The sequence below is a fragment of the Mycobacterium sp. ST-F2 genome (assembly GCF_001905655.1).
GTDB lineage: Bacteria > Actinomycetota > Actinomycetes > Mycobacteriales > Mycobacteriaceae > Mycobacterium.
In genome coordinates this window covers 47,872-69,346 of the sequence record NZ_JMHT01000005.1, presented here as the reverse complement: position 1 = coordinate 69,346, position 21,475 = coordinate 47,872, and the positions used below count along the sequence as shown (strand labels likewise).

The 21,475-nt window shown below is 65.9% G+C and carries 19 protein-coding genes; 10 read left to right on the top strand and 9 right to left on the bottom strand.

All coding sequences use genetic code 11. The annotated features are described in order from the left end of the window. Window positions 1-57 precede the first annotated feature (57 nt). Entirely contained in the window at window positions 58-642 is a 585-nt protein-coding gene (locus tag EB75_RS01980) for a TetR/AcrR family transcriptional regulator (protein ID WP_073693806.1), read from the bottom strand. 93 nt (window positions 643-735) lie between these two features. On the opposite strand from EB75_RS01980, the gene EB75_RS01975 reads away from it, so the two are divergent. Next, complete coding sequence (locus tag EB75_RS01975; RefSeq protein WP_073693805.1) at window positions 736-1,875, top strand: acyl-CoA dehydrogenase family protein; 1,140 nt, start codon at window positions 736-738, stop codon at window positions 1,873-1,875. Between the two features lie 12 nt (window positions 1,876-1,887). Here the strand turns inward: EB75_RS01975 and EB75_RS01970 are convergent, their stop codons facing one another. After that, entirely contained in the window at window positions 1,888-2,880 is a 993-nt protein-coding gene (locus tag EB75_RS01970; RefSeq protein WP_073693804.1) for an alpha/beta fold hydrolase, read from the bottom strand. Between the two features lie 114 nt (window positions 2,881-2,994). Continuing rightward, a complete protein-coding gene (locus EB75_RS01965) occupies window positions 2,995-3,759 on the bottom strand; it encodes an SDR family NAD(P)-dependent oxidoreductase (RefSeq protein ID WP_073693803.1) in 765 nt (254 codons plus the stop codon). A gap of 25 nt (window positions 3,760-3,784) precedes the next feature. Here EB75_RS01965 and EB75_RS01960 point away from each other — a divergent pair, with 25 nt between their 5' ends. Next, entirely contained in the window at window positions 3,785-4,387 is a 603-nt protein-coding gene (locus EB75_RS01960) for a TetR/AcrR family transcriptional regulator (RefSeq protein ID WP_073693802.1), read from the top strand. Here the strand turns inward: EB75_RS01960 and EB75_RS01955 are convergent, their stop codons facing one another. Then, window positions 4,388-4,864: a nuclear transport factor 2 family protein gene (locus tag EB75_RS01955; RefSeq protein WP_073693801.1), complete on the bottom strand. Its 477-nt coding sequence runs from the start codon at window positions 4,862-4,864 to the stop codon at window positions 4,388-4,390. It abuts the gene before it with no gap. Between the two features lie 181 nt (window positions 4,865-5,045). Between EB75_RS01955 and EB75_RS01950 the strand changes: the two genes are divergently transcribed. Both EB75_RS01950 and EB75_RS01945 read left to right on the top strand, forming a co-directional pair. Next, on the top strand, window positions 5,046-5,261 hold the full coding sequence (locus tag EB75_RS01950; RefSeq protein ID WP_073693800.1) for a three-helix bundle dimerization domain-containing protein: 216 nt from the start codon (window positions 5,046-5,048) through the stop codon (window positions 5,259-5,261). Window positions 5,262-5,585: 324 nt separating this feature from the next. After that, window positions 5,586-6,017: a hypothetical protein gene (locus tag EB75_RS01945; protein ID WP_286150048.1), complete on the top strand. Its 432-nt coding sequence runs from the start codon at window positions 5,586-5,588 to the stop codon at window positions 6,015-6,017. A gap of 170 nt (window positions 6,018-6,187) precedes the next feature. Here EB75_RS01945 and EB75_RS01940 read toward each other — a convergent pair whose 3' ends face one another. Next, complete coding sequence (locus EB75_RS01940; RefSeq protein WP_073693964.1) at window positions 6,188-6,985, bottom strand: L,D-transpeptidase; 798 nt, start codon at window positions 6,983-6,985, stop codon at window positions 6,188-6,190. 221 nt (window positions 6,986-7,206) lie between these two features. On the opposite strand from EB75_RS01940, the gene EB75_RS01935 reads away from it, so the two are divergent. The 6 genes from EB75_RS01935 (at window position 7,207) to EB75_RS01910 (ending at window position 14,755) form a co-directional block, all read left to right on the top strand. Then, on the top strand, window positions 7,207-8,688 hold the full coding sequence (locus EB75_RS01935) for an APC family permease (protein WP_073693799.1): 1,482 nt from the start codon (window positions 7,207-7,209) through the stop codon (window positions 8,686-8,688). Then, window positions 8,685-10,052 (top strand): FAD-binding oxidoreductase, encoded by a 1,368-nt coding sequence (locus tag EB75_RS01930; RefSeq protein WP_073693798.1) that lies wholly within the window; start codon window positions 8,685-8,687, stop codon window positions 10,050-10,052. The genes EB75_RS01935 and EB75_RS01930 overlap by 4 nt, the downstream gene beginning before the upstream one ends. A 234-nt stretch (window positions 10,053-10,286) precedes the next feature. Then, the gene (locus EB75_RS01925) at window positions 10,287-11,735 is read left to right on the top strand and encodes a WS/DGAT/MGAT family O-acyltransferase (protein ID WP_174557611.1); all 1,449 of its coding nucleotides are present in this window, start codon (window positions 10,287-10,289) and stop codon (window positions 11,733-11,735) included. A gap of 75 nt (window positions 11,736-11,810) precedes the next feature. Beyond that, on the top strand, window positions 11,811-12,584 hold the full coding sequence (locus EB75_RS01920; RefSeq protein ID WP_073693797.1) for a glucose 1-dehydrogenase: 774 nt from the start codon (window positions 11,811-11,813) through the stop codon (window positions 12,582-12,584). A 119-nt stretch (window positions 12,585-12,703) separates the two neighbouring features. After that, on the top strand, window positions 12,704-13,819 hold the full coding sequence (locus EB75_RS01915) for an alpha/beta hydrolase (protein WP_286150047.1): 1,116 nt from the start codon (window positions 12,704-12,706) through the stop codon (window positions 13,817-13,819). 63 nt (window positions 13,820-13,882) lie between these two features. Further along, on the top strand, window positions 13,883-14,755 hold the full coding sequence (locus tag EB75_RS01910) for a hypothetical protein (RefSeq protein ID WP_083611880.1): 873 nt from the start codon (window positions 13,883-13,885) through the stop codon (window positions 14,753-14,755). Here EB75_RS01910 and EB75_RS01905 read toward each other — a convergent pair. The 4 genes from EB75_RS01905 to EB75_RS01890 form a co-directional block, all read right to left on the bottom strand. Beyond that, window positions 14,727-15,746 carry an amidohydrolase family protein gene (locus tag EB75_RS01905; RefSeq protein WP_073693796.1) on the bottom strand — a complete coding sequence of 340 codons (1,020 nt, stop codon included), beginning with the start codon at window positions 15,744-15,746 and terminating at the stop codon, window positions 14,727-14,729. The genes EB75_RS01910 and EB75_RS01905 overlap by 29 nt on opposite strands. Before the next feature lie 14 nt (window positions 15,747-15,760). Further along, window positions 15,761-16,864: an MBL fold metallo-hydrolase gene (locus tag EB75_RS01900; protein WP_073693795.1), complete on the bottom strand. Its 1,104-nt coding sequence runs from the start codon at window positions 16,862-16,864 to the stop codon at window positions 15,761-15,763. A 51-nt stretch (window positions 16,865-16,915) separates the two neighbouring features. Beyond that, complete coding sequence (locus EB75_RS01895; protein ID WP_142239373.1) at window positions 16,916-17,932, bottom strand: glycoside hydrolase family 6 protein; 1,017 nt, start codon at window positions 17,930-17,932, stop codon at window positions 16,916-16,918. Window positions 17,933-18,212: 280 nt separating this feature from the next. Beyond that, entirely contained in the window at window positions 18,213-21,470 is a 3,258-nt protein-coding gene (locus tag EB75_RS01890; RefSeq protein ID WP_083611908.1) for a helix-turn-helix transcriptional regulator, read from the bottom strand. Between the last annotated feature and the right edge of the window lie 5 nt (window positions 21,471-21,475).

The window sequence follows — 21,475 nt, the reverse complement described above, 5'->3', positions numbered from 1 at the left end:
GCGTGCTTATCGAGTTGCAACAAACACGATGTCGGGCGGTGACGTCAGGCCACCTGCTCAGGCATTGATCCCCGCCGTGAGGATGGCCGCAAGCTCGCGATATGCGCTGGCGTCGTCGAGTCCGGTACTCTCGCGGACCCGGCGCTGCTGGATGCGCACCATCATGGTCGACGCCAGATCGGCAGCGAAAGCCGCATGGACATCACGGAATTCACCGCTCTCGACCCCGTCGGCAATCATCTCCTGCACCCGGCGAGCAGCGATCTGGGTGTTCTTCTCATAAACACTGCGGGCCGGGGCAAAGGCGTCCAAGTCCACCATGAACTGATCCGACGCGGCGTCCAGCACCGTCCCCACCGCCGACAGGTAGGCCGTGATCCGGGCGCGGGGCCCCTCGACTCCGGCCACCAGCTGCTCGACCTCATCGGTGGCCTGCCGGAAGAACTGCACCGTCGCGGCGCGGACCAGCTGCTCCTTACTGCCGGCCAGCGTGTACAGCGTCGACTTCGAACAGCGCAGCCGCCCGGCGATGTCGTCGAGCGTGAGGTGCGCGAAGCCCTCGTCGAGAAACAACGCGATGAGGGCATCGAACAGCTCGGTGCGTCGACGGGTGCCGAAGTCCGGGGACGTGCGCGCGCTCACACCGGCATAGTACTGCGGACCCTTTACTCAGTACTACCAAACCAGTACTCTGTGAAGTAATTCAGTACTGTTCGACGTATTAGTGGAGTTCCGGTGCCCGTTGATCGCCTCTTGCCCAATGACGAAGCCCACGCGCTGATCGAGCTGACCCGCGACATCGCCGACAAGGTGCTCGACCCCATCGTCGACCAGCACGAGAAGGACGAGACGTACCCCGACGGGGTCTTCGCCACCCTCGGCGAGGCCGGGCTGCTGAGCCTGGCGTATCCCGAAGAGTGGGGCGGCGGCGGCCAGCCGTATGAGGTCTACCTCCAGGTGCTCGAAGAACTCGGCGCCCGCTGGGCGTCGGTGGCCATCGCGGTCAGCGTGCACAGCCTGTCGTGCCATCCGCTGATGACGTTCGGCACCGACGAGCAGCGGCAGCGCTGGCTCCCAGAGATGCTGAGCGGCAACCTGATCGGCGCCTACAGCCTGTCCGAGCCGCAAGCCGGTTCCGATGCCGCGGCGCTGGCCTGCAAGGCCGTGCCTGCCGACGACGGCTACCGCATCACCGGTTCGAAGGCATGGATCACCCACGGCGGACTCGCCGATTTCTACACCCTGTTCGCGCGTACCGGCGAAGGTTCCCAAGGTGTTTCGTGTTTCCTGGTGCCCTCCGACACCGAGGGGCTGACGTTCGGGCGGCCCGAAGAGAAGATGGGCCTGCACGCGGTGCCCACCACGTCGGCGCACTACGACGGTGCGTTCCTCCCTACCGAACGTCTGATCGGCGCCGAAGGCCAGGGTCTGCCGATTGCCTTCAGCGCGCTCGACGCCGGCCGGCTCGGTGTCGCCGCCGTGGCCGTCGGCCTGGCCCAGTCCGCACTGGACCAGGCCGTGGCGTACGCCCAGGAGCGAACGACGTTCGGCCGCAAGATCATCGACCACCAGGGGCTCGGCTTCCTGCTGGCCGACATGGCCGCCGCCGTCGATTCGGCACGGGCCACCTACCTCGACGCCGCGCGCCGCCGTGATGCCGGCCTGCCCTACTCGCGCAACGCCTCCGTGGCCAAACTGGTCGCCACCGACGCGGCCATGAAGGTCACCACCGACGCCGTCCAGGTTTTCGGCGGCGCCGGCTACACCCGCGACTACCGCGTGGAACGCTTCATGCGCGAGGCCAAGATCATGCAGATCTTCGAGGGCACCAACCAGATTCAGCGGCTGGTGATCAGCCGGAGCCTGGCCAAATAGCCGCCGGCCGGACTACATCCGGCTGACGTCGATGATGGCGTTCGCGAATAGCGCGGGCGCCTCCTGAGGGACGTTGTGGCCGATGCCGTCGAGAACCCGGTGTTCATATGCCGCGGTGTACATCGAGCGGTATCCGGCACCGTCCTTCGCCGCACCGTCGAAGTCACTGCCGATGGTGATGGTGGGGACGCGGATCGGCGGCCTGGCCTGCAGGTGTTGTTCGTCTGCGTCGTAACGGCTTTCACCCTCCGCGAGGCTCAGGCGCCACCGGTAGTTGTGGATCACGATGGCGACATGGTCGGGGTTGTCGAACGCGGCGGCACTCAGCCCGTAGGTCGCATCGGTGAAGTGCCAGAGCGGCGACGCCTTCTCCCAGATCAGCCGGTTGAACTCCTTGGTGTTCTTCCGATAGCCGAGTTCACCGCGCGGCGTCGCAAAGTAGTACTGGTACCACCAGCCCAACTCGGCATTCGGCTCCAACGGCTGGAGGTTGGCAGCGCGATTGACCAGGATGTACCCGCTGACCGCCACCAGACCCGCCACCCGCTGCGGCCACAGTGCCGCAACGGCATTCGCCGTGCGCCCGCCCCAGTCGAAACCACCGAGGATCGCCCGCTGGATGTTGAGGGCGTCCATGAAAGCGATGACGTCCGCGGCCAGCGCCGCCTGCTGACCGTTCCGGATCGTCGTGGCGGCCAGGAAACGGGTTGATCCGAAGCCCCGGAGATACGGCACGATCACCCGGAATCCCTGGTCGGCCAGGAGCGCGGAAACATCTGCGTAGCTGTGGATGTCGTACGGCCAGCCGTGCAGCAGGATCACCGGTTTGCCGTCCGCCGGCCCGGCCTCGACGTAGCCGACGTCGAGGTCGCCGGCCCGAATCTGCTTCACCGCGTTCAGGTTGTGCTCGGGCGCGGGCGGCGGCGTCGGCTTCTGCGGAGCAGACGGCTCTGACGACGATCCGCACGCCGCCAACGACGCCGCGCCGACTGCCGCGGTCGCCATCAAGCCGAACTGCCTTCTGCTCACACCGGTCACGGCACCATCTCACCCGCTCTCACACATCATGTCCAATAACAGATGGCGATAGGCAACATCTCCTTTGGAGATGGCATCGGTTCAGACCGCCGCCCAGCCGCCGTCCACGCTGAGGATGGCGCCGTGGATGTTGGCCGCGTCATCACTGACCAGGAACGCGACAGCTGCGGCGACTTCCGCCGGCGTACTCATCCGCCGTGACGGTAACCGGTCCAGTACCGGTTTGATGTGTTCTTCGAACTCCTGTTGACGCTCGGTCGCGATCGGTCCGGGAGCCACTGCGTTGACCCGAACCCCGAACGGGCCGTACTCATCAGCCCAGGACGCCGTGAGCGAGTGGATGGCCGCCTTGTTGGAGTTGTAGATCGCCGAGCCGCTCGCCCCTCGCAGTCCGGTGATCGATCCGATGTTCACCACGGCGCCGCCACCACCACGCACCATCTCGGGGGCGATCACCCCCGTGAGCAGGAACGGGGCAAAGACGTTGACCTCGAACGCTTCTCGCAGCACCGACGGGGAGACCTCACCGGTCGGGGTCGGCATCAGCAGCGTGGCGGCGTTGTTCACCAGGATGTCGAGCCGTCCGCCCACCGCCTCCGTGGCTTGTTCGGCGAGGGCACGGATCGCACCGTCGCCACCCGCCAGGTCTGCTGCGACGAACGACGCCTCGGCACCAGAAGCGCGGATCGCGGTCACCAGCGCGGTGCCGCGCTCCGCATTCCGTCCGCTGACCACAACATGGGCTCCGTCGTCGGCCAGCCTGCGTGCGATGGCCATCCCCAGACCTCCGGTTGAACCTGTGACAAGTGCTGTGCGGCCGGACAATCGCGTATCTTTTGGACTCATGAGTCCACATGATTCGTCGGAAAAAATGGACCTGCAAGTCCAGAAACTGACGGCCAAGGGACGAGCCACCCGCGCCCGCATCATCGATGGTGCCGCAGCCGAGATCCGGGACCGCGGTGTCGCGATGACCACCATCGAAGACGTGATGGCGCGGACCCAAACCTCGAAAAGCCAGATTTTCCACTACTTCCCCCGCGGCAAAGAGCAGTTGCTGCTCGCCGTCGCCACCCTCGAATCACAGCGGGTCCTCGACGACCAGCAGCCCCACCTCAGCTCGCTCACTTCATGGGCCGCCTGGCAGCGCTGGCGGGATGTCGTGGTCGAGCGCTACCGGCGACAGGGGCAGAACTGCCCGATCGCGGTGTTGATGTCCGAGATCGGCCGCACCAGCACGGGCGCACAGGCCGTCACCACCGAACTGATCGACTCGTGGCGGGGTGCCATCGCCGCCGGCATCGTGGCAATGCAGCAGCAGGACAAGATCGCCCCGACCGTCGACCCCACGCGCGCGGCAGCCGCACTGCTGGCCGGCATCCAGGGCGGCGTCGGGATCATGCTGGCCACCGGCGACCTGACTTATCTCGAGGCCGCCCTCGACGAGAGCATCCGTGCGCTGCGAAACCGGTGACTACTGCAACGGGATGTCATGTCCCCGACCACGTTCCGACTCGGGCCGCACGCCGAACCACCGGCGCTCCGACTCGGTGATCTGCAGATCGTTGATGCTGGCTTCCCGCCGACGCATGAGCCCGTTGTCGTCGAACTCCCACAGTTCGTTGCCGTAGCTGCGCCACCACTGCCCACCGTGGTCGTGCCATTCGTATTGGAAGCGGACCGCCATGCGGTTCCCCCGGAAGCCCCACAGGCTCTTGCGGAGCACGTAGTCGAGTTCGCGTTCCCACTTGGCCGTCAGGAACTCGACGATCTCGGCGCGTCCCGTCACGAACGTGTCGCGGTTCCGCCACACGGAGTCCGGGGTGTATGCCAGCGCGACCCGTTCGGGGTCGCGGGTGTTCCACGCGTCCTCGGCCGCCTGCACCTTCACCAGGGCCGTCTCTTCGTCGAAGGGCGGGAAGGGTGGTCGGGACTCCGGGGTGCCGGACATGGGCGAGCCTCTCGTCAGGTGGGGTGCGGCCGAGCGGGACTGCGCAGCCCGCCGCCTTTGACAACCGTAGGAGCATCAGCGGCATTTCCGGCGGCTCACACGGCAGCCTCAATTGTTAGTTCGCCTACACGTCGCACCATCTGCGTTGACAGCTGTCAACGCACCCGAGAAGGATCGAGGCATGTCCGCCAAGTCCGAAGCGCAGGTGTTCACCGAAATCGAGAGCCGTTTGACAGCCAAGTTTGCGGACCTGCCCCCGGCGCGCGTGACGACTGTCATCGAAGGCGCGCGCGAACAGTTCGCCGGCAGCACCATTCGGGACTTCGTCCCGCTGCTGGTGGAACGTCGCGCCGACGAGGAGCTTTCCAGGCTGTTGGCCGGCGACGCCGCCCACTAGCCCCGTTTGCTCGGCACGCAACTGAGTTTGCTAGCGTCACAACGGGTTCCAGCACCACCCGATTGCCTTTCGAGACCTCTCTGTGAGCACTTCGAGGCTATTGAAACGGTGCGGTCACGGTCGCGGCTCAGTCCCATGTCGAGCGCGCATCCGATTGAAAACATGTCTGGACCCAGCCTCTCGCCGTGCCCTACGGTTCAGCTGCGCAAATTTTCGGCGCAGTAATTTAAGGGCACGTTCAAGGAGACGCCGGTGATGATCAGCTTTGGTCGAATCGCTGTGAAATTAGTTGCCAGCGCCGGTGTGTGCGCGACTGCCGTGGCCGTGAGCCCGACCGCAGCCGCCGTCCCACTCAAGACTGGCGGATACGCGTGCGACGCGGGCGCCACCGCGGGAGCGCCGGCAGCAGGGGCACCTGCCGCTGCTGCTGCCGCGGCTGCCGCCGCGCCATGCGCAGCGCCCGCCGTGGAGTCATCGGGCATCGTCGGACCCCTGGCCGCCGCTCCGGTGGTTCCGGCCGCGGTGCCGCCGGTTCCCGCGGTCGTCCCGCCGGTGCCGGCAGCGGTTCCGCCGATCGTGCCTCCCATCCCCGCGGGCCTGCCGCTGGGCGCCCCCATCCCGATCGCTGCGGCCCCCGCTGCCATCCCGATGGACATGGGCGGGATCGCGGACGGCAAGGAAGCGCGGACGCTGCGTCCCGTCGACGCCGGCGGCCCGACCCCCAACCTGCCGACCCAGCCGGGCCCGCAGAACTAGATCAACAAGCCGCACAACCGCTTTCACCGAAGCACCCGAGCCCCCGCGGCTCGGGTGCTTCGTGCATTGAGGTCGTTGACGCTGTACTGAGGGCGCACTTGTGCGAGTAGCGAACACCCCAGCCGCAGGATCAACGCGGCACAACAATGCGAATTACGTTGCGGCGCAGGCTACGGCTCGACGATGACCGGGTCGCCGACGTTGACGGTGTTGAAGTACCACTCGGCTCCCGCGGGCGCCAAACCAATACACCCGTGGCTGACGTTCTCGAAGCCCATCGACTCGACGGCCCACGGCGCCGAATGCACGAACAGTCCGCGTCGGCTGATGCGTACCGCGAACTCGACCTCCGTCATGTACCCGTCCGGATGATCGACGGGAATGCCAACGCTGCTCGAATCCATGAGCACATTGCGGTCTTTCGCCAAAACGGTGTACTTGCCAATCGGCGTCTCATACTCGGGCCGACCCATGGTCGCGAGCAGCACACCGGACTCGCCCAGGTGCGGAAGATGATGCGGCGCGGGCATATCCGGTGAAGTCTGGCCGTCGATCGTCACAGTGAAGGTGTGAGCCCCCACATGAGCGGTGCCGATCACCGCCGGTCCCGTGGTGAACGCCATCGGCTGGCCGGCGACCGTCAGCTTGATGGTGCTGTGCGCAGGCCAGAAACCATCCGGAACCCATTGCACCACTTTGTTGTCCAGCCATTCGAACTTGCCTGACATGGCGGGCGAAGACGTCACGTCCAGGGCCAGCTCAGCGGCAGCCCGGTTGGTGATGGGCTGTTTGAACGTCACCACGATCGGATGCGCGACGCCGACCGGAATGCCCTGCGTCGGCTGCGTCGACTCGATGATCGAACCCAACGGCAGCCGAATGCCCGCCGTCTCGATACCGAGCGCGCCGCCAGTGGTGGTCGTGGCGACCACGACCACGGCAAGAACTCCGTGCACAAACACCCGCATGTATCCGACCCCTTTGTCGCTGGCCGCATGGTTGAACACCGTCATGGTATGGGCCGCAGAACGCCGAAATCCGTACGGCGCGTCAATATTTCGGTCAAAGATTCGTCACGGATTGGCCACCCAACATCACGGCGCGGATCAACACCTGCAATCTGCCGACATCTCCCATTGACGTAAGCGACAATTATGACTACGGGGGTAGCGGAAGGCTGGGCCATGCCATGACAACAGACCGTGTTGCGCTTCCGGACGCGGCAGACGACGAGTGCGTCGACTGCGGCTACACACCGGAACTGAAACGGACCCTCAGCGGCTTTCAGATCTTCGCGGTCTCCTTCGCTTTCATATCGGTGGCGGTCGGGATCTTCGGGACCTATGACGACCTCCTCAAGACCGCGGGCCCCGTCGGCATCTGGCTCTGGGTCGTGGCCGCCGCCGGGCAGACTCTCGTTGCCCTGGTGGTCGCTCAGTTCGCGTCCCGCATCGCGCTCAGCGGCTCGTCGTATCAATGGGCGTCGCGCTTGGCCAGCCCGAAGGTCGGGTGGCTCTTCGGCTGGCTGACGTTCTGGTATCTCGCGATAGCGGTGGTCGCGATGGACAACGCCCTGGCCAGTCAAGCGCTCATGCCGCTGTTGGGCATGTCCGACGACGAAGACACCGCGCGACTGATCACCGTGGCGGTCTTGATCATCCAGGCCGTCCTGGTCATCGCCTCGACGCGCCTGCTCGGCCTGATCACCTCCAGCGCGGTCGGCCTCGAACTCGGCATCGTGGTTCTTCTGGTGCTGGCACTCGGCGTCGTCATGCTGGTCACCGGTGACGGCAATGTCGACAACCTCACCAGCCGAGGGATCGCCGCAGACAGCCCCGATTATTTCGCCGTCGGAGGTGGGTTGATGGCCGGCATGATCATGGGCCTGACCACACTCGTCGGTTTCGACTCCGCCGCGAACCTGGCGGAGGAAGCCAAAGATCCGTTCCGCAGTGTCCCGCGCGCCATCGTGGCGTCGGTCGTAGCGGCGGGCGTGATGGGCCTGGTCTTCTTGATCGCCCTGACGGCCGCGATCAAGAACGTCACCGCTGTAAGCCGGAGCGGCTCGCCCGTCGCCCTGATCATTCGCGACCAACTCGGCTCGATCACCGAGCGAATCCTCCTGGCCGGCATCGCCTTTGCGATGTTCGGCGCCGGCATGGTGGTGCTGGCAGCGTGCTCGCGGCAGGTGTTCGCCATGGCACGTGATGCCCGCTTCCCCGCCCATGCCCTGATGCGACAGGTCAATCCACGCACCCAGACGCCGGTGCCCGCCACCATTCTGATCCTGATCGTCGGGGTTGTGCTGATGGCGACCTTGCGTGGGTCCGCGCTCATCCAGCTCATCATCGCGTCGACCATCCTGCCGGCGCTGATCTATGGAGCCATCGTCGTGCTGTACCTCGCCGTCCGGAAACGCCTGGAGCACAAGGAAGGTGGGTTCGGACTGGGCCGCTTCGAACTTCCCGTCGCGGGCATCGCACTGGTCTGGGTGGCTTTCGCACTCTTCGTTCTCGTGACGCCCGACTCGGCGCGGGTACCCGGCTTCATCGTGCTCGGCCTCATCGCCGTCGGCGTCGCATACTTCGTCAAGATGCTCGTCTTCAATCGTGAGGTACTCGACACCGAACCGGGTATCGACGAGTTCGCCGCAACACCGGCAGACCGATGATCCCGCTGTCGTCCCGGCCCGGGACCCTCACCGGAAAGGTGGTGTGCCCGGACGACGCCGAATACTCCGCGTCCTGCGCCGGATTCAACCTCCTTTACACCAACCGGCCCGCAGCCATCGTGTTCGCCAAGGAGACAACCGATGTCGTCAATGCACTGACCTGGGCGCGGGAACACGACGTGCCGGTGCGGGCCCGGAGCGGCCGTCACTGTCTCGAAGGCTGGTCCACGGTCGACGACGGACTGGTCATCGATGTCAGCCACCTGAAGTCAGCAGTAATAGACGCCGGCCGACGGACCGCCACGGTCGGCGCCGGCCTCACCCAATCCGAGGCGGTGGCGGCACTGGGCCGGGCGGGCTTCGCGGCGCCAACCGGAACCGAGGGGTCCGTCGGCCTGGTCGGCGCGACACTCGGCGGCGGCTTCGGGCTACTGACCCGCGCCTTCGGCATGGCCTGCGACAACCTCATCGCGGCCGAGATTGTCGTCGCGTCCGAAGACGGCACCAATGTCTTCATCGCCGACGAGACTCATCACCCGGACCTCCTGTGGGCGCTCCGCGGCGCCGGGAATGGCAACTTCGGTGTCGTCACCTCGATGACATACTCGATTCATCCACTGGCGCAGGTCATTTACGTGGTTGCGCGGTGGCCCGGACTCGATGACCTACCCGGGGTGTTCGAGGCCTGGCAGCAGTGCGCGCCGTTCCTGGACCACCGCCTCACCAGTCAGCTCGAGATCCGTCGCGACGAGATTTCGATGGTCAGCGTTCTGACCTCCGGTTCGGAAGCCGAAGCGCTGGAGATGCTGGCACCGATCCTGGCCGTGGGTACGCCCCGCCTCGAAGCAACCGCCGGGACGTGGGCCGACACGTTCGCCGGCTTTCAGATTCCGCTCGACGAGGAGCCGGCGAATTGGAAGTTCCTCTCGCAGTTCATGACTGATCCGTTCCCGCCGGAAGCAGTGCAGCTCGTCGGCGCCTACATGTCGAAAGCACCCACGGCTGCATGCAATTACTTCACCAACGCACTGCTCGGCGCCGCCGCGACCGAGCCATGCGGCGGCGCGGCGTACGCCCATCGCGATGCGCTCTTCTACGCCGAGCCGGGTGCGGGCTGGGGCATCCGGGGCGCCCCCGCAGCGGGCGACCCACTGACCGAGGCCTGCCTACGGTGGATCACCGAGTTCGGCGAGGCGTTGCGCCCCTTCATGAATGGCGCCTATACCAACGTCCCGAACGCCGGCATGCCCGACTGGGAGCACGCGTATTGGGGAATGAATGTCGACCGACTGCGCGCCGTCAAAGCCAAATACGACCCCGAGAATATATTCCAGTTCGAACAGAGCATTTCACCATCGCCATAGTTCGGCGCACCGGAGGCAAACCTGAATTGGGAACCGTTTTACGCCTTCTCGACAATTGCAGGCAAAGTGCAACAGCTTACTCAGTTCACCTAGTAGTCGTGGACCAAATACGGGAGAACCGCAGCTAGACGACGAATTTCAATCTCGCTGACTGGGAAGTAGCAATTGTAAAACGCGTAACCGTGGATACGTTATTGCCGCCACAATTCGGTGGTCGACGAGGGGAGTATCGCGGTGAAGCGCTTGTCCGGCATGGATGCCATGTTCTTGTCCATGGAGGGCACCGAATGGCCTCAGCACACGCTGGGGTTGATGATTCTGGACCCCAGCGACGCACCGGGATTCGACTTCGAACACCTGCGGGATCACCTGGATCGCCGCCTGCCCTACCTGCCGTCGTTCCGCCGCCGCATCCAAGAGGTCCCGCTGGGACTGGACCGGCCGGTGTGGGTCGACGATCCGGCGTTCAAGCTCGATTACCACATTCACCGGGCGGCGCTGCCCGCTCCCGGTGGCGCGAAAGAACTCGCCGACGTCGTCGGTGAAATCCTGGCCCGTCAGCTCAACCGCAACCAGCCGCTGTGGGAGAGCTGGTTCGTCGAGGGCCTCGAAGGCGGCCGTGTCGCCTACATCGCCAAGACCCACCACTCCATCGTCGACGGCGTCTCCGGCGCCGGCCTGTCATCTGTGCTGTGCGACGTGACTCCCGATGCCACGAAACCGATCGTCGATCTGCCGAACGAGGATGAGCAGAACCGTCATTCGAGCCTCGAGCTGTTCGCCAAGGGCGCTCTCAGCGCCGCGAGCACGCCGCCGAAGGTCGTGCAGTACCTGGGCCAGACGGTCCGCAACGCCGTGACCACCATCAGCCACCTCCGTCGCGACGATCCGCCGCCGCGCCCGATGAGCGCCCCGAAGACCAGCTTCAACGGCGCACTCAGCTCGCACCGCAGCTTCGCCTACACGTCGCTGCCGATGGCAGAGGTCAAGCACGTCAAGAACGCGCTCGGCGTCAAGCTGAACGACGTGATCCTGAGCGTCGTGGCCGGCGCGCTGCGCACCTACCTGACCAAGCGCGACGCGCTGCCGGAGGCCCCGGTCCTGGCCACCGTGCCGATGTCCACCCGCAACGCGGGCGACGAGACCCCCGGCAACCACGTGCACACCATGATCGCGTCCATGTGCACCGATGTGGAGAATCCGGTCGAGCGGCTGTCGGCCATCCACAACGGCATGAACAGCGCGAAGGCGCTGGCCGAGGACCTGCAGGCCGGCCAGTCCATCGGCCTGACCGACTTCGCGCCGCCGGTGCTGCTGAACCTGGTGTTCAAGGGCTTCCGCGCCGCCAAGCTGGAGGACAAGCTACCGCTGGCGAGCAACCTCATCGTCTCGAACGTCCCCGGCCCGCCGATCCAGCTGTACATGGCCGGCGCCAAGATCGAGCACATCGTGCCGGTCGGCCCGCTGACCGTCGGTATGGGTATCAACGTCACGGTGTTCAGCTACGGCGGCAACGTGGATGTCGGTATCCAGGCCGACCCTGACCTGGTCGAAGACCCGTGGGAGATCCTCGATGGCGCCCGGGCGGAGCTCGACACGCTCCTTGCCGCTGCCGGCTGGGTGGAGCCGGCCCCGGAGTCCGCAGTCCCACCGGGTGGGAGTTCCGCCGTCAGCGCCGACTAGATGTGATTGCCTTCACACGCGGGCGGACCGCCACAGCGGTCCATGCCCAGAGGACGTCGAAAGGAAGTTGCTGAGATGGCAGATTCGGATAGCTTGTCGGACGTGGTGGCGATCGTCACCGGTGGCTCACGCGGGCTCGGCGCGTCGATGGCGCGCCACATCGTGGCCGGTGGCGGCAAGGTCGTCATCGCTGACGTCCTCGACGACGAGGGCAAGCAGCTGGCCGACGAGCTCGGGGATGCAGCGCGGTACGCACACCTCGACGTCACCGATCGCGCGCAGTGGGACGCGGCCGTCGCGCTGACCGTCGCCGAGTTCGGCAAGATCACCGGTCTGGTGAACAACGCCGGGATCTCCACCGGCCAGTTCATCGAGCACGAGCCGCTGGATCACTTCCGCACCGTGCTCGACGTCAACCTGGTCGGCGTCTTCAACGGCATCCAGGCCGTCATCGCGCCGATGCGTGCCGCCGGCGGCGGTTCCATCGTCAACATCTCGTCGGCCGCCGGCCTGATGGGCCTGGCCCTGACCGCCGGCTACGGCGCCTCGAAGTGGGCGGTCCGCGGCCTGAGCAAGATCGCGGCCGTCGAACTGGGCACCGACCGCATCCGGGTCAACTCCGTGCACCCGGGCATGACCTACACGCCGATGACGGCGCAGGTCGGCATCCAGCAGGGCGAGGGCAACTACCCCAACACCCCGATGGGGCGCGTCGGCGAGGCAGACGAGATCGCCGGTGCCGTGACCTACCTGCTGTCCCGCGCCGCCTCGTACGTCACCGGCGCCGAGATCGCCGTCGACGGCGGCTGGACCACCGGCCCCACCGTCAAGTACGTGATGGGTCAATAACTGAACAGGCGACGAGCCAATCGTCCGTCAGCTCAGCATGTTTGAGCTGAACGCGGGTGCGTGCCGATGGCCATCGGCTCGCGTCCGCGGACGGGACGACTTCAAGCAAGGAGACAATGGTGTCTGCCCCACTGAGGAACGATGAGTTGCCAGAGCCACCCATGGTGAGCCGTCCGGAATGCATGGACGTCAGCGAGCGCATGGCCGTGGCCCCGCACATCGCGATTGATGAAGCCGTGCTCGCTGTCATGCGCCTGCGCCAGCCGAAGCTGCCCGCAGAGGCCGCACCCGAGCGGCTCGCCGCCGACTTGGACAAGGCCGCGGCCCTGTTCAAGCGACGCGGCTGGATCTCCAAACCGTCCAAGTACCACCGCACTCCGCCGAAGTTGAACGACGCCGACGTCCTGCACTGGAGCACCCACAACGGACCGCTCCGCCACGAGTCGATGTCCTTCGCGTCGGAGTTCGACGCGCGGTCGTTCGAGCTGGGCGCGGGCCGGTGGCCCGGTAATGACCGCAACGACACCGTCACCGTCCGGCTGCTGCGCCGCCCCGACTCCCCCGCCCCGTGGGTCGTCATCCTGCACGGCTTCGGGATGGGCTCGTCACGCTTCGACCTGAACGTGCTCTGGGCCAACTACTTGCATTACAAGCTCGGATACAATGTCGCACTTCCTATTTCGCCGCTGCATGGCCCCCGGCGCGAGTCCGCGGACGGACAGCTGCTGTCACTGGATCTGACCTCGATGCTGCACGGCATCACGCAGGCCGTGTGGGACGTCCGCCGGCTGGTGAGCTGGATCCGCAGCACCACCGATGCCCCGGTGGGTCTCTACGGCGTCTCGCTCGGTGGCTACCTGTCCACCGTGCTGGCCGGCCTGGAACGGTTCGACGCGGTGGCCGCGGCGCTGCCGTTCGCCGATCCGCTGGCGCTGCTGACCCACCACGGTCCACCCGAGGAATACCGCGACGTCATCGCGTCGGACGACGCCCGGACCGTCTTCCAGGTCGTGTCCCCGTTGGCGCTGCCGACGGTCGTCGCACCACGGGACCGGACCTTGTTCATCGCCAAGGCGGACCGGCTGATTCCGGTCGAACAGTCTGAGGCCCTTGCCAATTCGTGGCACGCCGAGCATGTGGACTGGGTCAGCGCCGGACATGTCGGATTCACCTGGACTCGCGCTTCGCGCGGTGTACTGGGCCGCAGGTTCCGCGAGTCTCTCGGCACCGCGTAACCCGCTATCCCAGTCAGCGGCATCGCGCTGCGTGGCGGTTGACGGAGTGACGATCATTTAGATATGGCGAACTCCGGACCGTTTCCGTCTTGGGACTCGTTCCCGAGCTGGGACTCGTTCAAGCCGATGGATGCGTTCAAAACGCTGGACGCCTTGTCGTCGTTCTGGACATCGGCTGCGGGCAACGCGCTGACCTCCGGTCCGGCCGGCGCGTACCAGAGCTTGTTCGACACGTTGCGCAAGCAGGTTGTCGGCCGCCGGATCACCGTCAAGCTCAAGTCCGGCGAGATGACGCTGACGGTCACCGCGATCGATGCCGACCTCGACATGCGTAGCCTGTCGGTCGGGCAGCTGGGCGAGGTCTCCATCTCGGCGTCCGACATCGTCTGGAACGGTTGGCAATTCGACAAGGCCACCGCGGTCCTGCACAACGTGCACATCAAGCCGAGCAACACCCCGGTGCTCGTCGCTGCGCCGTTGGATCTGACCATCGAGATGTCCGCCAAGGCGCTCGACAACATGATCGACAAGGCTTCGTCGCTGCCGGGGCGGGCCGCGCCGAAGTTGCTCGGCAACATCGACGCCGGTGGTGTCGCGCAAATCCGTTGGGCTAAACGGCCGGACATCGGCCATCTCGAGGTCGACGCGACCATCGACGGCTCGACATTGCTCGTGAAGCCGCGGATGGTCGCGGTGCGCAAAGCCCGGTGGCATCTGCCGAACCGCTTGCCCGCCTATCGAATTCAGCTGCCGAAGCTGCCCCGCGAACTCGCGCCCACCTCCGTCAACTTCAGTCCGGAGACCCTTGAGCTGACCGGGCGGATGCCAGAATGGCGCGTCGAGGTGCCGCGGCGCCGCATCGAGGAGGCCCTCAATCAACTCAACCAGGTGGGCAAGGCACTCAACCTCAGTTGGATGGCGCGGCCGCGGGACTGATCCCCTCCTCGAACCCCGGTATCCGACTGCCGAAGAGCCGCACCGCATTTTCGTAGCCGACCTTGCGCCGGTCCGCGTCGTCCATCGGATACGACGCCAGGAAGTCGGCGCCGTCGACGTTGTCGTCCATCGGGTAGTCCACCGAGAACATGACCCGGTCGGCGCCCATGACCTCCAGCGTGCAGGCCATGGCCGGCGGGGAGAAGTTGCCACTGGTGGTGAAGTAGAAGTTGTCCCGCAGGTACTCCGACGGCAGCTTCTGCAATCGGCCATGCGAGTCGCCCGAGCCGCCCAGCCCGTAGTACCGATCAGTGCGAAAAACTGTGAACGGCAACATCTCTCCGAGATGGCCGAGGATCATCTGCAGGTTGGGATGACGGTCGAACAGGCCCGAGTAGATCAGCCGCAGTGCGTGGGTGCCGGCCTCGACGGCGAAGCCCCACGATGCCAGGTGCAGCCCCTGATCGACATATGGCGCGAACCAGGCTTCCATCACTGCCGGGTGCGGAGTGGTCGGGTGCAGGTAGATCGGGACACCGAGCGTCTCGGCTGTGGCGAACAGCGGCTCGTAGGCGGGGTCGTCCAGGTAGCGGCCATGGGTGTGGCCGTTGATGAGGGCTCCCACCAGTCCGAGATCGGCGACAGCCCTGCGTAATTCAGCGGCAGCGGCATCGGGGTCCTGCGTCGCGAGGGTGGCGAAGCCGCCGAACCGGTCGGGGTACTGCCGCACGGTCTCGGCGAGATCGTCGTTGGCGCGACGTGCGTAGTCGACGGCAAGCACCGCGTCGTCGTACTCCTGCACGCCTGGGTCGAAGAGGGACAGGATCTGGAAGTCGATGCCGGCGGCATCCATCTGCTCCAGCCGCAGCGGCCCGCGGTCGTAGAGTCGGTCGAAGCCGGTGCGGTTGTTGGACTCCAACCATGTCGCGACCACATTGCCGTCGCTCGCCGGGTTCCACGCGTAGTGCTCTTCCAGCGCGATCAGATGCATACGCCGAGGATAGGTCAGAGGGCGAAGACCTGACCGTCGCGCGCGACGGTGATCTTGCCCTGATAGCGGCTGCCGATCGCGTCCCGCCACTTCGAGTCGGGCAGATCGGTGGGCGAATAGTGGCTCAACACAACATGCTTGGCATTTGCCGCCGCCGCTACCTCACCGACCTGCTCGGCAGAGGTGTGCGAGCGGACCAGATACCCCGGCGGGAACCGGCTGTTGTTGCCACCGTCGGCGAGGCTGAACTGGGCCTCGTGCACCAGGATGTCGGTGCCGTGCGCGAGAGCGATCAGATTGTCCGATTTGGTCGTGTCACCCGAGAAGGTCACCGACACACCGGATTTGAGCAGATCGAAGCGGAATGCGAAAGCCGGGTACACGTCGTAGTGGCTCACCAGGGTCGCCGTGACGCGCACGTTGTCGTCCGTCATGACCGGGAAGGGGTCGGTGCGCGGTGACCGGTTCTGGTAGTCCGAGCCGGGTGGCGCAACGACTTCGTTCACACTGACCAGACTCTGGATGTCGTCGGTGCCCATGTCCCGGATGAAGATGTTGCTGGTGTAGGCGAAGGCCCGGTGCAGCGCTTCCGTCATGGCCGCGATCCCTGGCGTCGGGTTGGCGGGTTCGACGGTCGGCGGGTTGGGATTGCCGACCTCGCTCGGCGGGAGCCCGCCGGCGGGGCCTGGCCCGTACACCGTCACTGCACCCTTTCCCCGTGACGCGGTGTAGCCGCCGGAGAGGAAGAAGCTGTAGTAATCGACGATGTGGTCGGTGTGCAGGTGCGTGATGAAGAGACTGCGCAGCTGGTCGAACTTCAGGCCGGCATTGGTGAAAGCATTCAAAGAGCCCAGGCCGCAGTCGATTTGGTAGACGTCGTTGCCGATCTTGAGCGCCGACGAGATACCGGTCCGGTTCGGCACCGGCGGCGGACCCGCCTGCACGCCGAGGGTGATCAGAGCGTTCTGCGGCAGCGCGTCACCGCGCGGCTCGGCTGAACTGCTCGCCGATGTCGCGAGCGCGGCACTGCCGAGCAATGCGGAGACGGAGGCGACCAGCGCCGTCCGCCGGGATATCGCATCGACGCCGTCGGCACAGTCAGGGCCACACCCATGCATGACGGCAACGTATCGTCCTTCACGCCGAAACCCGGGTCGCGGCGCGCGGAATCAGTGCGCCGCGTTACGAGCCAGGTCGATGGCGAACGATTTCACGAACGTGCCCGCACCGGGCTCGCCGCGGCCGCACGACCCGTCAGACTCGCCGACGCGCTTCACCCAGAGGTACGCGTCGGCGTGCGCGCCGGCGGTATCGGTGGTGGGCGCGACACCGAGGGCGCGGCCGTCGGGGTTGCACCAGTACATCGGGTCACCCTCGGCCGGTCCGGCTCCATTGCGCGACGTGTCGATGACGTAGTGCGAGCCGTTGGTGAGCCCGGAGATCGCCTCGCCGTATCCGATTTCCTCACCGGTGGTGAAGTAGTTGGTCGTGTTGAGACTGAATCCGCGTGCCTTGGCGACGCCGACCTCGTTGAGACGGGAGGCCATGGTTTCGGCGCTCACCCACCGCGAGTGCCCGCCGTCGATGTACACCGCCGCCGCGGGATCGCGAGTCAGGGTGTCGACGGCGTAGCGGATCAGGTCGAAGCGCTCCTGCCGCTGGCCGGCGGACAGGCAGTCGGCCATGGCCAGCGCGTCAGGCTCGACGATGATCGCCGCCGGTGAACCACCCAGGCCGGCCGCAACGCTGTCGATCCACGCCCGGTAGCTGTCCGCCGACCCGAAGCCACCGGCGGCGTAGCTGCCGCAGTCGCGATGCGGAATGGCGTACAGCACCAGCACGGGAGTGGCACCCGCTGCATTGGCGGCGCCGGCCAGCCCGGCGACGGTGCCGCCTACGGTCGAGGCCGGGAACGCCTGATCCAGCCAGTAGGCCTGCGGCGTGTTGGCGATGGCAGTGAGTTCGGCACTGGGCGGGTCGGCATGGTCCGCGGCGAGCTTGGCCTTGGAGATCGGGTCGGCGTAGAAGGGCCGGCCGGCCAGCGGGTTGTCGTCCGAAGCCAGGCGGATCGCCGGTGCGTCGGCACGCGGCGCCGGATCGAGGGGCAGGCCGGCGCTCGCGACGGCGGCTACAGCCAGGAGGGGAGCGGTCCAGCGGGCGACGACGCCAACAGCCGAAGAAATCACCTCAGAAAAATAGTTCGATTTCGTCAATAAACGCCAATCGGGAGCCAAAGTTGGTGTGCGAGTGACCAAAGTGGCGCTGACCACCGTTTCGCCCGCGACGTGCCATGAACGCCGTCGGCGTGTCGGCTCTCCCTCGACACATTCGATCTGGAGGCGTCAGGTTTCCTTGACTGTCAGGGAAACCTGACAGGTCCCGGCGAGAGTGATCCAGGGAGACCTGTGCTGAAGTTGCCGGTGTGACTGCAGATGCCACGATCAGCCGCTCGTGCCGTCGAACGGATCACGCGTGCCGGGCCGCCTCCTGCGCGAGTTGCACCCGCGACGCAACACCGAGCTTCCCGTAGATGTGGGTCAGGTGCGTCTGCACCGTCCGAGGCGAGACGAACAGCCGGGCGGCGATGTCCTTGCTGGGCAGTCCGGCGACCGCCAGCTTCACCACCTCGAGCTCAGCTGGCGTCAATGATGCCCAGCCGCTCGAAGGCCGCTTACGCTCGCCGCGGCCGCGCTGGGCATAGGCGATCGCCTGCTCCAGAGACAGCGCCGCGCCCTCATCCCATGCGACGTCGAAATCGTCGCCCATGATCGCACGAAGTTCAGCAACGGACGCGTCATAGCCATCCTGATAGATCCGGTACCGAGTCTCACCGGTGCGTTGCCTGACGGCGTCGGCTGCGCCGAACAGCCGCGCAGCTTCCGGGTAACTCTCAGCAACCGCCGCCGACGAAGCCAGGCACTCAAGCACATCGGTCATCAACAACCAGGCCTCGCACTCGACCCCACAGGCCAGCGCAGCGTGCGCATCCTGCTCGGCCTGCTGGAAATCGCCTTCCGCCATGGCAATTCGGGCACGTGCCGCCAACGCAGTCATACGACTCCAGGCAATGGCGTCAGCGACCCCGTCGTCGGCATACCGACGGGCCGATTCAGTATCGCCACTCGCCAGCGCGATCTGGGCCATCAGCGCCAGCTGGATCGCCACGACTTCCCGGCTCCACGTGGTCAGCGGCCAGCCGAACCGACTTGATTCGGCGGCGGTCGCGACGTCGCCTGCAGCCAGAGCCGCGTAGGCCACCACGATATGGCTCCAACCTTCCGTGACACCACCGATCGGCTCACTGACGTCGACCGCCTCGCGCGCTGCCACCATCGCGTCGTCCAGGTCGCCGTGATACACCAACGCCTGGCATAGGGTCTCCAGCCCCATCGCTTTCGTGAAGAGATCACCCGCCGCGTCAGCGTCAGCGATCAGTTCGCGCAGGCCGTCGATAGCCGTGGCCAGGTCGCCCTGCCATACCTGCGCCCAGGCCAGCCACAATCGACACTGGCGGACTGAGACGTGGTCGCCGACGGTTTCGGCGACCTGCCGTGCTTCGATCGCAGCAGCTCGCACCACAAGCGGGTTGCTGGTCAGAAATGCGCCAAGGGCACGCCACGCGAGAATCTGCCCGACCCGCCATTCGTCGCCAAGTTCGTGTGCCAACTCGAGTGCCTCGGCAAGATACTGCCGGGTGGCCCCCGGGTGATAGCCGCTAGCGCAACCGCAGGCGATGAGTGCCCGCACCATCAGCGCACGGTCCCCCACCTGCTGGGCGAGGTCCAGCGACTTCGTCGCCAACTCGATCGAATCAATGAGGCCTACACCACCAAGCCACGCTTTCAAGAAAGCACAGGACGCGTATGCCAAGGCCCGTACCGACGGCGTCACCGCGCCGTGGTCAGCGGCACCGTCGCGGAGAATCGCATCGAACCAAGCCAGCCCCTCACCAACACGGCCGCGCCCCAACCAAAACGGCTGCATTTCCGACACGAGAATCAGAGCCGTGTCGATGGCCTGACTTTCCCGACTCCAGGCGAATGCGGCCCGCAGGTTGTCGAACTCGATCTCCACATCATGCAGCCGCTGGTCGTAGCCGGCACCGGTCGACGCATCCAATTGCGATGCGAGACCCGAGTAGTGGTCACGATGCCGATTACGCACCTCATCGGATTCACCTGAGCCGCCCAGCTTTTCGAGCGCGTACTGACGGACCGTCTCCAGCAGGCGGTACCGCGTGCGGCTGCCCGTGTTCTCGGCGATCACCAGTGATTTGTCGACGAGCAAAGTGAGTTCGTCCAAGACCTGATAACTCTCGACACCGGCGTCGGCACAGACGGATCGCGCGGCGTCCAGGTCGAATCCGCCCACGAACACGGCCAGCCGACGGAGCAGGATCTGTTCGGGCTCAGTCAACATCGCATGGGACCACTCCACCGACGCCAGCAACGTCTGCTGGCGTCGGACCGCCGTGTGTGCTCCGCCGGTCAACAGCCGGAACCGGTCGTGCAAGCCGTCCAGGATCTCTTCCGGTGCCAGGGCCCGAACCCGCGCCGCGGCGAGTTCGATCGCCAGCGGCAGACCATCCAGGCGTGTGCAGATCTCGCCAACAACGGTGGAATTCCGTTCGGTGACAAGGAAATCCGGCCGCACGGCCCGCGCCCGGTCAGCGAACAGCTGCACCGACTCGTCGGTCAACGACAGCGACGGCACGCGCCACGTCACTTCACCGGCGACCCCGAGTGGTTCGCGGCTGGTGGTCAAAACTTTTATCGCAGTGCAGGTCCGCGTGATGTCGACAACCAGTGCCGCCGTGGCGTTCAGGAGATGTTCGCAGTTGTCGAGGACCAGCACCCCTCGACGGCGGGAGAGAAATCGCACCACGGAATCGGCCGGTGTGCGGCCCGGTTGGTCCAGCAGGCCCACCGCCCGTGCGACCGACGAGGCCGCAAGATCGGGCTCGGTGATCGGGGCCAGGTCGACGCACCACAGCCCGCCCAGATCGTCGGCGACGCGGGTGGCCACCTGAACAGCCATCCGGGTCTTACCCACGCCGCCCGTACCGGTCAACGTCACCAGCCGGTTGTTCACCACCAGCTGACACACTTCGATGAGCTGCTCTCGCCGGCCGACGAACGTCGTCAACTCCACCGGAAGGCCTTGTGTGCCAATATTATTCACTGTGCGCAGCGGCGGAAACTCGTTGCGGAGATCTGGATGACACAACTGCACCACCCGTTCGGGCCGCAGAAGATCACGTAGTTGATGCGTACCCAGATCGGTCAGCCATGCGCCATCGGGCAGCAGATCGACAACCATGTCCTCCGCCGCGCCGGACAGCACCGTCTGCCCGCCGTGTGCCAGATCACGAAGTCGGGCAGTTCGATTGACGGCCGGCCCCGCGTAGTTGTTTTCGTCGCGCAGTTGCACCTCCCCGGTATGGATGCCGATCCGCATCCGGATTGGCGCCAGCCGGGCTCGCTGCAGATCGAGCGCACACTTGACGGCATCGCTCGCTCGGGCGAACGCTGCCACGAAGCTGTCGCCCTCGCCCTGCTCCAGCGGCCGCACCCCGTTGTGTGCGGCGATCGCGGTGGATACCACTTGATCCAGCCGCGCCAGCGCGGCGGTCATCTCCTCGGGCTGGGTCTCCCACAGTCGCGTCGAACCCTCGACGTCTGCCAGCAGCAGTGTCACGGTCCCTGCCGGCAGCAGCTCGCTCATGCCCA

Excerpts from the sequence above, each read along its gene's own strand:
- EB75_RS01970 (WP_073693804.1), bottom strand. The coding sequence starts at position 2,880 with ATGGCGACCGCGGCAGTCGGCGCGGCGTCGTTGGCGGCGTGCGGATCG.
- EB75_RS01965 (WP_073693803.1), bottom strand. The coding sequence starts at position 3,759 with ATGAGTCCAAAAGATACGCGATTGTCCGGCCGCACAGCACTTGTCACA.
- EB75_RS01960 (WP_073693802.1), top strand. The coding sequence starts at position 3,785 with ATGGACCTGCAAGTCCAGAAACTGACGGCCAAGGGACGAGCCACCCGC.
- EB75_RS01955 (WP_073693801.1), bottom strand. The coding sequence starts at position 4,864 with ATGTCCGGCACCCCGGAGTCCCGACCACCCTTCCCGCCCTTCGACGAA.
- EB75_RS01950 (WP_073693800.1), top strand. The coding sequence starts at position 5,046 with ATGTCCGCCAAGTCCGAAGCGCAGGTGTTCACCGAAATCGAGAGCCGT.
- EB75_RS01940 (WP_073693964.1), bottom strand. The coding sequence starts at position 6,985 with ATGCGGGTGTTTGTGCACGGAGTTCTTGCCGTGGTCGTGGTCGCCACG.
- EB75_RS01935 (WP_073693799.1), top strand. The coding sequence starts at position 7,207 with ATGACAACAGACCGTGTTGCGCTTCCGGACGCGGCAGACGACGAGTGC.
- EB75_RS01930 (WP_073693798.1), top strand. The coding sequence starts at position 8,685 with ATGATCCCGCTGTCGTCCCGGCCCGGGACCCTCACCGGAAAGGTGGTG.
- EB75_RS01920 (WP_073693797.1), top strand. The coding sequence starts at position 11,811 with ATGGCAGATTCGGATAGCTTGTCGGACGTGGTGGCGATCGTCACCGGT.
- EB75_RS01910 (WP_083611880.1), top strand. The coding sequence starts at position 13,883 with ATGGCGAACTCCGGACCGTTTCCGTCTTGGGACTCGTTCCCGAGCTGG.
- EB75_RS01905 (WP_073693796.1), bottom strand. The coding sequence starts at position 15,746 with ATGCATCTGATCGCGCTGGAAGAGCACTACGCGTGGAACCCGGCGAGC.
- EB75_RS01900 (WP_073693795.1), bottom strand. The coding sequence starts at position 16,864 with ATGCATGGGTGTGGCCCTGACTGTGCCGACGGCGTCGATGCGATATCC.
- EB75_RS01890 (WP_083611908.1), bottom strand. The coding sequence starts at position 21,470 with ATGAGCGAGCTGCTGCCGGCAGGGACCGTGACACTGCTGCTGGCAGAC.